Source organism: Streptomyces sp. NPDC059900, assembly GCF_050270335.1.
Lineage (GTDB): Bacteria > Actinomycetota > Actinomycetes > Streptomycetales > Streptomycetaceae > Streptomyces.
In genome coordinates this window covers 1-12,633 of sequence record NZ_JBNNJZ010000020.1, presented here as the reverse complement: position 1 = coordinate 12,633, position 12,633 = coordinate 1, and the positions used below count along the sequence as shown (strand labels likewise).

Genomic DNA, 12,633 nt, shown 5'->3' with positions numbered 1-12,633 from the left:
GGGTCAGGACCGGGCCTGCGTCCGGGCGTTCAGAGGTCCGGGAGCCGCTCCGGAGTTCCTGTACGCCGACAACCACCAATGTGCCCGAGCCGTGTTAAGCGTGTGCTGCGCGGACGTGTCGCGCTCGTACCACTTCCGCGAAGTCCGTCCCACGGCTCACCGCACACCCCGTGCTTACTGGCCCTGCTGCTCGGCCAGGAAGGCAAGCAGGTCCTGACGGCTCACCACGCCGGTCGGCTTGCCCTCGACCAGGACGATCGCCGCGTCGGCGCCGCCGAGCACCGACATCAGGTCCGCCACCGGCTCACCGGAGCCGACCTGCGGCAGCGGGTCCGACATGTGCTTCTCCAGCGGGTCGGAGAGCGAGGCGCGCTGCGCGAACAGGGCGTCCAGGAGCTCGCGTTCGACAACGGAGCCGATGACCTCGGCCGCCATCACGTCGGGGTGGCCCGCGCCCGGCTTGACGATCGGCATCTGCGAGACGCCGTACTCACGCAGTACGTCGATGGCCTCGCCGACCGTCTCCTCCGGGTGCATGTGGACGAGCGAGGGCAGTCGGCCGCCGACCTTGCGGCTCAGTACGTCACCCACGCGAGGCGCGTCACCGGCCTGCTCCAGGAATCCGTAGTCGTTCATCCACTCGTCGCTGAAGATCTTGCTCATGTAGCCGCGCCCGGAGTCGGGCAGGAGCACGACCACCACGTCGTCCGGACCGAGCCGCTCCGCGACCCGCAGCGCCGCCACGACCGCCATGCCGCAGGAACCGCCGACGAGCAGCCCCTCCTCCTTGGCGAGGCGACGCGTCATCTGGAAGGAGTCCTTGTCGGACACCGCGATGATCTCGTCCGTGACGTTGCGGTCGTACGCCGTCGGCCAGAAGTCCTCGCCGACGCCCTCGACGAGGTAGGGCCGCCCGGAGCCGCCCGAGTACACGGAGCCCTCGGGGTCGGCGCCGACGACCTTGACCTGCCCCTTGGAGATCTCCTTCAGGTAGCCGCCCGTCCCGGAGATGGTGCCGCCGGTACCGATGCCCGCGACGAAATGGGTGATCTTTCCTTCCGTCTGCTCCCACAGCTCGGGGCCGGTGGAGTGGTAGTGCGAAAGGGGGTTGTTCGGGTTGCTGTACTGGTCGGGCTTCCAGGCGCCGGGGGTCTCGCGCACGAGGCGGTCCGAGACGTTGTAGTACGAGTCCGGGTGCCCGGGATCGACGGCCGTGGGGCAGACCACCACGTCGGCGCCGTACGCGCGCAGCACGTTGATCTTGTCAAGGGACACCTTGTCGGGGCACACGAAAATGCACTTGTAGCCCTTCTGCTGGGCCACGATGGCGAGCCCGACCCCGGTGTTGCCGGACGTGGGTTCGACGATCGTGCCGCCGGGCTTGAGTTCACCGCTCTGCTCGGCCGCCTCGATCATGCGCAGCGCGATGCGGTCCTTCACGGAGCCGCCGGGGTTGAAGTACTCGACCTTGGCCAGGACGGTCGCCTGAATGCCCGTGGTCACGTTGTTGAGCCTCACCAGCGGGGTGTTGCCGACGAGACTGATCATCGAGTCGTGGAATTGCACCGTTGTCTCCGGGCTGCGATGTAGTGCGACGAATGGGTGTCGTCAGCGTAAGGGTCCCGTTCAGTCGTTCACCTCCGCATGCGATTGGCCGACCGTCCTAACGGGGCAATTAGTTGATGTATGGCGGATTGGCTACGAGGAGGTGGCTGCGGGGCATGTCGAGGGCGAGGGTGGCGAGGCGGATCGCGGCAGGCGCGGCGTACGGCGGCGGAGGCATCGGGCTCCTTGGGGCTGCGGCCGTGGGAGTGGTGCTCGCCGAGGTGCAGCTGGCGAAGCGCTCGGTCGGGAACAGCGGGGAGCATCCGGCTCCACCGCGGGCGGACGGACGCTACGGCTGGGGGTACGCGGACAGCGCGGAGCCCCTGCGGTTCGCGATGCTCGGCGATTCGACCGCCGCGGGCCAGGGGGTCTACCGGGCCCGGCAGACTCCGGCCTCGCTGCTCGCGGCGGGGCTGTCCGCGGTGGCTGAGCGGCCGGTGGAGCTGCGGAACGTGGCGCTGCCGGGGGCCCAGTCGGACGACCTCGACCGCCAGACGACGCTGATCCTGTCCGAGTCGCCGTCCTGGGTGCCCGACGTCTGCGTCGTGATGATCGGCGCGAACGACGTGACGCACCGGATGCCCGCGACGCGTTCCGTGCGGCATCTGTCGGCGGCGGTGCGCAGGCTGCGTACGGCGGGGGCGGAAGTGGTGGTCGGGACCTGTCCCGACCTGGGGACGGTGGAGAACGTCTACCAGCCGTTGCGGTGGATGGCCCGGCGGGTTTCGCGGCAGCTGGCCGCCGCGCAGACGATCGGGGTGGTCGAGCAGGGCGGGCGGACGGTGTCGCTCGGTGATCTGCTCGGCCCCGAGTTCCTGGCGAACCCCAGGGAGCTGTTCGGCCCCGACAACTACCACCCCTCCGCGGAGGGGTACGCCACCGCGGCGATGGCGGTGCTTCCGACGCTGTGCGCCGCGCTGGGCCTGTGGCCGGAGGAGGAGCGCCCCGACGTCTCCCGGCGCGAGGGCTTCCTGCCGGTGGCCCGTGCGGCGGCGCAGGCGGCGTCGGAGGGCGGCACGGAGGTCGCCGCCGCCATGCCCACGGGGCCGCGCGGCCCCTGGGCCCTCCTCAAACGCCGCCGCCGCCGGCGCATCCACCACGCCCCGGACCCGTCGCCGCTGCCGCAGTGACCCTGCGGGGGCTGGGCCAATCCGGCCCCTCGCCCGGCGGGACGGCCGCTCAGGCCCGCCCGCCGCTGCTGCACTACGGGCCGCCGCCCACCAGCCCGGCGACCCCCACGCGGCGGGACGGCCGCTCGGGCCCTCCCGCAGGTGCTGCGCTGCGGGTCGCCGCCCACCAGCCCGGCGCTTCGCGCCGGATCACTCCCGCCCACCCGCCCGATTACCCGGCGGTGCAATGGGTTGGGTCAGGGGCGGATGCGGGGTGATCGGGTGGGTGGGCGGGGAGCATCCGGCGCGAAGCGCCGGGCCAGGGGCGCCCCGCAGCCGGCAGGCGCGCGTGGCGTGGGCGGGATCACGCCGGGCGAACGGGCGGGCGGGTGGGGAAGAGCCGGCGCGCAGCGGCGGTCAGGACAGCCTGGGCCTCCGGTGGGCGAGATCACGCCGGGTGAACGGGCGGGCCGGTGGGGCAGAGCCGACGCGCAGCGGCGGGAGTCACCGCACGGCAGCCCCCGCGAGGCGCCCCCGCCAGAGCTGAGCAAGCGCTTAGAAAAATGCGGCCCGCATCACAGTCCCCGGCCGGTGACCTATGGCAATACGTGCAGGTAACTTCCCAAGGAGTCCTGCCCCCTCGTCACAGGAGTGCCGTGATGCCCGAAGCCGTGATCGTTTCCGCCGCCCGTACGCCGATCGGCCGCGCCGGTAAGGGCTCCCTGAAGGATCTGCGGCCGGACGACCTGACCGCCACGGTCATCGAGGCCGCCCTCGCCAAGGTCCCCGGGCTCGACCCGAAGCTCATCGACGACCTGATGCTCGGCTGTGGTCTGCCGGGCGGCGAGCAGGGGCACAACCTCGGCCGCATCGTCGCCGTACAGATGGGCATGGACCACCTGCCGGGCTGCACCGTCACCCGGTACTGCTCCTCGTCCCTCCAGACCTCCCGCATGGCCCTGCACGCCATCAAGGCCGGGGAGGGCGACGTCTTCATCTCCGCCGGCGTGGAGATGGTCTCCCGCTTCGGCAAGGGCTCGAGCGACGGGCTCCCGGACACCCACAACCCCCTCTTCGCCGACGCCGAGGCCCGCACCGAGGCCGTCAGCAAGACCGAGGGCTCGAACTGGCACGACCCCCGCGAAGACGGCCTGATCCCCGACGCGTACATCTCCATGGGGCAGACCGCCGAGAACCTGGCCCGCGCCAAGGGCGTCACCCGCCGTGACATGGACGAGTTCGGCGTCCGCTCGCAGAACCTCGCCGAGGAAGCCATCAAGAACGGCTTCTGGGCGCGCGAGATCACCCCGGTGACGACCCCCGACGGCACCGTCGTCAGCAAGGACGACGGCCCCCGCGCCGGCGTCACCCTCGAAGGCGTCGAGGGCCTCAAGCCCGTCTTCCGCCCCGACGGCCTGGTCACCGCGGGCAACTGCTGCCCGCTCAACGACGGCGCCGCCGCCCTCGTGATCATGAGCGACACCAAGGCCCGCGACCTCGGCCTGACCCCGCTGGCCCGCATCGTCTCCACCGGCGTCACCGGCCTCTCCCCCGAGATCATGGGCCTGGGCCCGGTCGAGGCGTCGAAGCAGGCGCTGTCCCGCGCCGGTCTCACCGTCGACGACATCGACCTCTTCGAGATCAACGAGGCCTTCGCCGCCCAGGTGATCCCCTCCTACCGCGACCTGGACATCCCGATCGACAAGCTGAACGTCAACGGCGGTGCCATCGCGGTGGGCCACCCCTTCGGCATGACCGGCGCCCGCATCACCGGCACGCTCATCAACAGCCTCCAGTTCCACGACAAGCAGTTCGGCCTGGAGACGATGTGCGTCGGCGGCGGCCAGGGCATGGCCATGGTCATCGAGCGCCTCAGCTGAGCGCCTCGGACGCCCCTTCCGGACACGGAAACCCCTCACGTCTCCATTGATTCGTGACTCAATCTCCCCCAGGATGTGACCTATCTCCTGGGGGAGATGCATATGCCCAGGTCAGAGCACATCTGTGGATAAACTCCGGGCCGAAAGACCTGTCCAATTCGTGACGTAATGCACTGACAGGTGGATCGTGCAGCCTTCAAGCTGATGTAGGAAGTCGGGGGTCGACTTGAAACCGGGAGTACGTCAGTGAGCGCCATGCCTATTGCCTTGCTGCTCTCCACGGCCGCTGCCACGGCCGTGGGCGCCGCCGCCCTGCACGCCGTACACGGCCTGCGAAAGCAGCTCGCAGAGATCACCGCCCTGCGCGCCGAGCTGGCCCAGAGCCGCTCGGAGAACGCGAACGCCGCCGTACCCGCTGCCCGCACGGCCGCGGACGCCGACGAGATACGCACGGCCGTCGCCGAAGCCCTCGCCGAGGAGCGCGAGCGCGAGCTGGCCGAGGCGCGGGCCTTCTGGGCCGCCCAGGAAGCCCGTGACGCCTCCGACGCGCCCTCCCTGCTCAGCGGCCTGCCGGGCCTCTCCGACATGGCCGACGAGCTGTTCCTGCCCCGCCAGGCGGACCTCTCCGGCCTGGAGGCGGACAGCCTGGAGCCGGTCATCGAGCCGTACGCCGAGCCGGCCGACGAGTTCGCCGCCGACTCCCCCGAGCTGGCCGCGGCCCGCCGCCGCCACCCCTCGCACCCGGACTTCGTCCCGGTGCAGTCGCCCGTCAACGGCGACCACGAGCGCACCGTCGCCTGCCTGGAAGAACTGGCCGGTGCCCGCACCGCGCTCGCCGACGTCCGCCCCGGACCGCTCGGCACCCTGGACGTCTACGTCTTCACCGACGGCACCACGCTGTGCATGACGCCCGGCCACCGCGAGACCGCGGAGCTGCTCGCCGGCGCCCTGCGCGACGGCCACGCCCCGGTCCTGCTCGGCGGTTCCGGAGTCTCCGGTGCGTATGCCCTGACCTTCGAGTGCGGCACCGAGAACGTCTACATCCTGGCCGACCGCGTCATCGCCTCGGTCTGACCCCACGCGACCCCGGCGCCCGCCGGGGTCGGACCACACCCCCGTACCACCCCGGTCACACTCCGGCGCGCTTCTGCGCCTCCTCGACGAGCGTCAGTGCTTCCGCGAGCTGACCGGAATCATCGAGCACAAGGGCCAAATCCCGCCCCGCGACCGTGATCTGATCGGCCGCCGCGAACATCCCGGCGTCCGGCATCTCCCGCGGCTCCGCGTCCGGTACCTCCATCCGCTGCGCCCACGCCGCCAGTTCCCTGGCCAGAGCGAGCGCCTCGGCCGCCGCCCCCCGCTGCAAGCGACTCTGCGGGGCGGCCCGCAAGCGGTCGGCGAATTGGTCCACTGCGGCCGTCAAAGGCGTCGTATCAAGCACCCGGCGACCTTATGCGCACCGACGGGACTGTTGCCAACGTCCCGACGCTCAGGCACGGTGTCGTGAAGGACGGAACACATCGCGACGCGTCCGGAGGCGCCGATGTCCCAAGTCTTCTCCGAGGAGACCCACCGCAATCTGATCGCCCGCATCCCCCACTGCACCGGTCGTGAAATCTCCGACTGGCTTCGTGCCGTAGACGAAGGCCCTTCGCTCTTCCGCTTCGAGGAGAAGGTCAGCTGGCTCCGCGCGGAGCACAATCTGGCGTACGGGCACGCCAAGGCAATCATTCACGAGTACGACTTGCGGCGGGCCGCGCGCAAGCTGCTCTGACTCCCCTGTCCCCTGACTCGTTCGGCGAATCACTCATACGCGAAGGGCCCCGCGGAACGTCCGTTCCGCGGGGCCCTTCGGTGTGTCGGGCGCGTCAGTCGTTGCCCTGGAGGATGGCGATCAGACGCAGGAACTCGAGGTAGATCCAGACGAGCGTCATCGTCAGACCGAAGGCCGCGAGCCAGGCCTCTTCCTTCGGGGCGCCGTACGCGATGCCGTCCTCGACCTGCTTGAAGTCCAGGGCCAGGAAGCACGCGCCGAGCAGGATGCCCACGATGCCGAAGACGATGCCGAGGCCGCCGCTGCGGAAGCCGAGGCCGTCACCGCCGCCGAAGACCATGAACAGGAGGTTCACGGCGGTCAGGAGCAAAAAGCCCATCGCCGCGGCCATCACGAAGCCGTAGAAGCGACGGTTGACGCGGATCCAGCCCGCCTTGTAGGCGATCAGGACACCGGCGAAGACCGCCATCGTGCCGAGCACGGCCTGCATGGCCGCGCCGTCCGCGATGCGGTTGTCGACGACGCTGGAGACGACGCCGAGGAAGACACCTTCCAGGGCGGCGTACGTCAGGATCAGCGCGGGCGATGCCTTGCGCTTGAAGGCCTGCACCAGGCCGAGCACCATCGCGACGAGGCCTGCGCCGATCGCGATGCCGTACGACTTGCCGATGTTGGCGTCGTCCACCGGCAGCAGCGCCCAGGCGAGGGCGGCCGTCACCAGGAGCGTGCCGAGGGTGGTGGCCGTACGCATGACGACGTCGTCCATCGTCATGCGGCCGGCGGTGGTTACGGGGGCCTGCGGCGCGCCGTACTGAAGGTCCTGCTGGGCGTACGGGTTCGTCGCGTACGGATTGGCGGGGGCCTGCTGGCCCGCGGTCGCGTACGGATTGCCCTGCTGGGTCTGCGTCCCGCCCGCGGGTCCCCCGGCCTGCGGCTGCTGCTGGCCGAAGCCCGCGTAGCCGTTGTCGCGGCTGAACCCCCGTCGCGAGAAGACCGGGTTACTGCTCCTCATCTCACTCCTCCATGGCCACCGTGTGTGGCTTTGGCTCAAGAGTAATGCGTAGGCAAAAGGAAGACCCTAGTGCTTGGGGAGGATCTTTCCCTCCTTGTGACCAAGAACGCTCGGCCCGGTGCTCTCTGTTCCCGGTGAGGCCGCGGATACGCCCTCGTCCGAGGGGGTACGGCGGCTGCGCCGGACGAGTGGCACCAGCGAGATCGCGACGGCTCCGAGCACGGCGGCCACGGCGAACGTGGTGAATCCGAGGGACGCGTTTCCGCCGGAGACGACGGCGCCTCCCAGCCACGGGCCGACGACGGCGCCGGTGCGCCCGACGCCGGTGATCCAGCCGAGCCCGGTGGCGCGCTGGGCGGGCGTGTAGACGGAAGGGGCCGAGGCGTAGACCATCACCTGCGCCGAGAAGAGCCAGATGCCGGTGACGAAGACGACTCCGTACGCGACGCCGAGCGGCAGCTCCGCCTTGAGCAGGAAAGTGCCGCAGGCGGTGAGCAGGAACCAGATCGCGGAGATCCGCACGGCGCCGAACTTGTCGGCGGCCCGGCCCGCGACCAGCATGCCGACGATGCCGCCCGCGTTGATCACCATGAGGAAGGTCACGGAGGAGGAGAGCGAGTAGCCGGAGGCACGCATCAGCTCGGGGAGCCAGGTGGAGACCCCGTAGACGAGCAGGAGCCCGGCGAAGGACGCGATCCACAGGAGCGGGGTCGCGAGCCGCTGGCCGGGGGCGAAGAGCGAGGCGACGGCGGCGAACCGCCCCTTGGCACCGGCCTCGGGGGCTTCGGCGAGCGTCGGCGACGGCAGCGAGTAGCGCGCGGCGACGGCCTCGGCCTCGCTCGCCCTGCCCTTGGCGAGCAGCACGCCGGGCGATTCGGGCAGCCACTTCACCACGAGCGGGATGGCGACGACCGCGGGGATCACGCCCGCCCAGAAGACGACGCGCCACCCGTGGTCGGGCCCGAGGCCGAGCCCGAGGCCCGTGGCCGCCATGCCGCCCGCGTGGTACGAGGTCATCATCAGGCCGGTGGCGAGCGCGGCCCTGCGCGGCGGCGCGAACTCGGCGACGATCGCGAGGCTGATCGGCATCAGACCGCCGAGGCCGAGCCCGGCGATGAAGCGGCCGCCGCCGAAGACGGCGGCGCTCGGCGCGAGGGCGCAGATCGCGGAGCCCAGGGAGAACAGCGCGACGCTGCCCGTCACCATCGGCTTGCGGCCGAGCCAGTCGGTGAGGGTGCCGCAGCCGAGGGCGCCGATCAGCATGCCGAAGGTGGTCCAGGAGCCGATGGTGCCCGCGGTCGACGCGGTGAAGCCGAAGTCCTTGTCGTCGATGAGGTGCGGCATCACGGCGCCATAGATGTTGACGTCCATGCCGTCGAAGAAGACGACGAGCCAGCACAGGGCTATGACGGGGGCGACTGATCTGAAGGTGCGTTCGGGAGCGGCGCCTTGGGGCGCGGCGTCTCGGGGAGCGGTCACGGGGCTCTCACTTCTTTGTGGGACCTGGTGGGGACGGGGGTGCGAGCGGGGAGTGCGAGCGGGGGGTGTGTCAGTCGAGCGGGAATCCGGTGTAGCTCTCGGCCAGGTCGGTCTCGGCCGGGCGTGCGGTGGTGATGCGGTCCAGCTGGGCGAGCTGGATGCGGTCGTCGAAGGGCGTGGCCCCCGGCGAGCGGTGCAGCATCGTGGTCATCGCGTACGAGAAGCGCTCGGCCTGCCAGACGCGGCGCAGGCAGGTCTGCGAGTACGCCTCCAGGCGGGCGTCGGAGCCCGTCTCGCGGAGTTCGGTGAGCGCGCGGGCGAAGGTGACGACGTCGCCGACGGCGAGGTTGAGGCCCTTGGCGCCGGTGGGCGGGACGATGTGGGCGGCGTCCCCGGCGAGGAAGACGCGTCCGTGCCGCATGGGCTCGTGGACGAGGCTGCGCATGGGCGTGACGGACTTGGCGGTGACGGGCCCGCGCTTCAGCGTCCAGGAGGGGTCGTCGGTCTCCAGGCGGCGGTCGAGCTCGTCCCAGATCTCCTCGTCGCCCCAGTCGGCGGCGTCGGTTTTGGCCGGGACCTGGAGGTAGGCGCGGGTGACGGTGGGCGAGCGCATGGACAGGAGCGCGAAGCCGCGGTCGTGGCGGGCGTAGACCAGTTCGTCGTGCGAGGGCGGTACGTCGGCGAGGATGCCGAGCCAGCCGAAGGGATACGTCCGCTCGAAGACCCGCGAGACATCGGCGGGCACGGCCTTGCGGGCCACGCCCCAGGAGCCGTCGCAGCCCACCACGTAGTCGCATTCGAGGACGTCCTCGCTGCCCCGGTGGCGGAAGCGGATGCGCGGGTTCGGTGTCTCGGCGCCCTCGACGGCCAGCGCCTCGGCCTCGAAGAGCAGCGGGCCGCCCGCGGCGAGCTGGAGGGCTATGAGGTCCTTGCAGACCTCGGTCTGGGCGTAGACCATCACGGACCTGCCGCCGGTCAGGGCGGGGAAGTCGACGCGGTGCCTGCGGCGGTCGAAGCGCAGTTCGATGCCGTCGTGCGGGATGCCCTCGCGGTCCATGCGCGCGGCGGCGCCCGCCTCGCGCAGGACGTCGACGGTGCCCTGTTCCAGGATTCCGGCGCGCTGGCGCTGTTCCACGTAGGCGCGGTCCCTGGTCTCCAGGACGACGGAGTCGATGCCGGCGTTGTGCAGCAGGCGGGCGAGCAGCAGCCCGGCCGGTCCGGCTCCGATGATTCCGACGGTGGTGCGCATCGGCCGCCCTCTCCCCTTGTTCGCCTGGTGAACTTTCGTTCATAATGTGTTGCACGGGAGTCTCCGACCGGACCCATCGGCTGTCAACGGTTCCGGGGCACCCGATTTCCACCCGTGCGAGGAGCAGCGCCATGCCGGAAGAGTCCGTACGCCCCCTGGAGCGCGGTCTCGCGGTCCTGCGCGCCCTCGCGGTCGCCGATCAGGTCAGGGCGGGCGACCTGGTGCGCGCGACCGGCCTGGCCCGCTCGACGGTGGACCGGGTGGTGGCGACCCTGGCCCGCATCGGCTACGTACGCGAACACGGCCAGGAACTGCGCCTCACGCCCCGCCTGATGGAGCTCGGCAACGCCTACCTCGCGGCGAGCGGACTGAGCGGCGAGGTCGCGGCGCGCACCGCCCGGCTCGCGGACGAGCTGGACGAGTCGGTGTCCCTCGCGGTGCCGGACGGCGACGGCGTCCGCTTCGTCACGCAGGCCGCGCGGCGCCGCGCGATGTCGGTGGCCTTCCGCATCGGGGATCTGCTGCCCGCCGAGCGGTGCGCGCCGGGCGCGCTGTTCGCCGCCGAGTGGGACGACGCTGCGTGGGCCGCGTGGCGGGCCCGGGTGGCCGCCGACCCCGGGGGCGAGGCCTTTCCCGCGCTGCCGCCGGGGCCCGCCGCACCGCCGCCGGAGCTCGCGGACCGCGTGGAGCGCTCGCGGGTGACGGGGTGGGCCCTCGACGACCAGCTGATCGAGCCGGGGCTCATCGCGACCGCGGTTCCGGTACGGGACGCCGCGGGCCGCGCCCGGTACGCCCTGTCCGTGGTGAGCCACACCAGCAGGCACACGGCACAGGGCCTCGCGGAGCTGGTGCTGCCGCGGCTGCGGGCGGAGGCCGCACACCTGGAATCCCTGCCTGCGGCTCAACTGCCGGACGATCATGCCGATGTGACGGCACCTCATACGGACGGGGAGACCCTGCCGTACGAGCAGCCGAGCGAGGCCAAGGCCGAGCTCGGCCCCGGCTACCTCCAGTCGCTCGCCCGCGGCCTCGCCGTCCTGCGCGCCCTCGGCGGGGCCCGCGGCGACGGCCTCCCGCTCACCGCGATCGCCGCGGCCACCGGCCTGCCTCGGGCCACCGCACGCCGCTGCCTGCACACCCTGGCCCTCGAGGGGTACGCGGCGCACGACGGCCGCCTCTACCGCCCGCTCCCCCGCATCCTGGAGCTCGGCCACGCCCGCCTCTCCGGCCTCGGCTTCGCCGACATCGCCGAGCCGCATCTGCGGCAACTGACCGCCCGCGTCCACCAGTCGGCGTCGGTGACGGTGCTCGACGGCACGGACATCCTGTACGTGGCGCGGGCGGCGACGACCCGTGTCATGAGCGTCTACATCACGCTCGGCACCCGCTTCCCCGCCTACCCCACCGCCATGGGCAGGGTCCTGCTGGCCGGCCTTTCGCAGGAGGACCGCGCACGCCTCCTGAAGGCCGCGCCGCCCCGCGCGCTCACCCGGCACACCGTCACCGACCCGGCGGCCCTGAAGCGCCTGTTCGACCGGGCCGCCGCCGACGGGTACGCCACCGCGGACGAGGAACTGGAGGAGGGTCTGCGCTCGGTCGCCGTGCCCCTGAAGGACGCACGGGGGCGGGTGGTCGCCGCCCTGAACGTGGCGCAGCACGCGGGCACCGCACCCCTGGATGAGACCGTGGGGGCGCTGCTTCCGGCACTGCGCGGCACGGCGGCGGCGATCGAGGCGGATCTGCACACGGCGGCCCGCTTCAACGGCGTACCGATGCCGTAGCGGAAGTACCCTCGACGTGCAGTGGAGGTGCCCGGAGCCGGACTTGAACCGGCACGCCCGCTAGGGGCAGCGAGGTTTAAGCTCGCCGTGTCTGCATTCCACCATCCGGGCAGGCAATGGGCTCCGCATAAGGTGATTCGACCCTATCGGGAGGCGTCCCCCGAACAGCGGAACAACAGCCCGATGTTGTCTTATTTTATTGACGTCTGAGGGTGCATCAGCCACCGGTCCGGCCCATCGGCACATGCCGCAGGCCCTTCCGCCGCTGTGCGGCCTCCGGTACGGAATGACGGAATTTAGCTGCCTCCGGTCACATCGTCGGGTCACTGGCGGGTGGTACTCGTGTCAGGGGTCGAGGTCATCCCCAGGTATGACACAACCGACTCGAGTCCGACTGGAGAGGGCCCCCGGAACCGGAACAGCGGCTGACTACACGGCGCTGATCCGCAAGGACGATGGAATACGTCCCCACACGTCGTCCGACAGGAGCGCAGCCCCGTGACCACCACACCCTTCGCCGCCCGCACCACCGCAGTGGCCGCGCGCGCCACGGATCTCTCCAAGGTGTACGGCCAGGGCGAGACCCAGGTGGTCGCCCTGGACCATGTCTCCGTCGACTTCCGGCAGGGCGAGTTCACCGCGATCATGGGCCCGTCGGGCTCCGGCAAGTCGACCCTGATGCACTGCGTCGCGGGCCTAGACAGCTTCAGAGGCGGCTCCGTGCGGATCGGCGAAACCGAGCTG

At 71.2% G+C, this 12,633-nt stretch carries 11 protein-coding genes and 1 tRNA gene; 6 read left to right on the top strand and 6 right to left on the bottom strand.

The genetic code is table 11. The features are described from left to right. Positions 1–174 precede the first annotated feature (174 nt). Positions 175–1,566: a cystathionine beta-synthase gene (locus ACQKIP_RS05695; RefSeq protein ID WP_365863802.1), complete on the bottom strand. Its 1,392-nt coding sequence runs from the start codon at positions 1,564–1,566 to the stop codon at positions 175–177. Positions 1,567–1,721: 155 nt separating this feature from the next. Here ACQKIP_RS05695 and ACQKIP_RS05690 point away from each other — a divergent pair, with 155 nt between their 5' ends. The 3 genes from ACQKIP_RS05690 to ACQKIP_RS05680 all read left to right on the top strand — a co-directional run bounded on the left by ACQKIP_RS05690 (position 1,722) and on the right by ACQKIP_RS05680 (position 5,668). After that, on the top strand, positions 1,722–2,735 hold the full coding sequence (locus ACQKIP_RS05690; protein ID WP_365863804.1) for an SGNH/GDSL hydrolase family protein: 1,014 nt from the start codon (positions 1,722–1,724) through the stop codon (positions 2,733–2,735). Between the two features lie 638 nt (positions 2,736–3,373). After that, complete coding sequence (locus ACQKIP_RS05685) at positions 3,374–4,594, top strand: acetyl-CoA C-acetyltransferase (RefSeq protein WP_365863805.1); 1,221 nt, start codon at positions 3,374–3,376, stop codon at positions 4,592–4,594. Between the two features lie 255 nt (positions 4,595–4,849). Continuing rightward, a complete protein-coding gene (locus ACQKIP_RS05680; RefSeq protein WP_365863806.1) occupies positions 4,850–5,668 on the top strand; it encodes a hypothetical protein in 819 nt (272 codons plus the stop codon). A gap of 55 nt (positions 5,669–5,723) precedes the next feature. Here the strand turns inward: ACQKIP_RS05680 and ACQKIP_RS05675 are convergent, their stop codons facing one another. Then, positions 5,724–6,035, bottom strand: coding sequence for a hypothetical protein (locus ACQKIP_RS05675; RefSeq protein ID WP_365863808.1), 312 nt, complete (start codon positions 6,033–6,035; stop codon positions 5,724–5,726). 102 nt (positions 6,036–6,137) lie between these two features. Here ACQKIP_RS05675 and ACQKIP_RS05670 point away from each other — a divergent pair, with 102 nt between their 5' ends. After that, positions 6,138–6,368 (top strand): DUF4287 domain-containing protein, encoded by a 231-nt coding sequence (locus ACQKIP_RS05670; protein WP_160505450.1) that lies wholly within the window; start codon positions 6,138–6,140, stop codon positions 6,366–6,368. A gap of 94 nt (positions 6,369–6,462) precedes the next feature. Here ACQKIP_RS05670 and ACQKIP_RS05665 read toward each other — a convergent pair whose 3' ends face one another. From ACQKIP_RS05665 to ACQKIP_RS05655, 3 genes are all read right to left on the bottom strand, one after another. Next, positions 6,463–7,380: a Bax inhibitor-1/YccA family protein gene (locus tag ACQKIP_RS05665; RefSeq protein WP_361199167.1), complete on the bottom strand. Its 918-nt coding sequence runs from the start codon at positions 7,378–7,380 to the stop codon at positions 6,463–6,465. A gap of 66 nt (positions 7,381–7,446) precedes the next feature. After that, positions 7,447–8,859: an MFS transporter gene (locus tag ACQKIP_RS05660; protein WP_365863810.1), complete on the bottom strand. Its 1,413-nt coding sequence runs from the start codon at positions 8,857–8,859 to the stop codon at positions 7,447–7,449. A 70-nt stretch (positions 8,860–8,929) separates the two neighbouring features. Then, entirely contained in the window at positions 8,930–10,108 is a 1,179-nt protein-coding gene (locus tag ACQKIP_RS05655; RefSeq protein WP_365863811.1) for a 4-hydroxybenzoate 3-monooxygenase, read from the bottom strand. Positions 10,109–10,239: 131 nt separating this feature from the next. Between ACQKIP_RS05655 and ACQKIP_RS05650 the strand changes: the two genes are divergently transcribed. Then, positions 10,240–11,889 carry an IclR family transcriptional regulator domain-containing protein gene (locus tag ACQKIP_RS05650; RefSeq protein ID WP_365863813.1) on the top strand — a complete coding sequence of 550 codons (1,650 nt, stop codon included), beginning with the start codon at positions 10,240–10,242 and terminating at the stop codon, positions 11,887–11,889. A 28-nt stretch (positions 11,890–11,917) separates the two neighbouring features. Here the strand turns inward: ACQKIP_RS05650 and ACQKIP_RS05645 are convergent. Next, positions 11,918–12,000, bottom strand: a tRNA-Leu gene (locus ACQKIP_RS05645). A gap of 387 nt (positions 12,001–12,387) precedes the next feature. On the opposite strand from ACQKIP_RS05645, the gene ACQKIP_RS05640 reads away from it, so the two are divergent. Then, the coding region (locus ACQKIP_RS05640) for an ATP-binding cassette domain-containing protein (RefSeq protein ID WP_427742250.1) at positions 12,388–12,633 on the top strand (246 nt) is incomplete at its 3' end.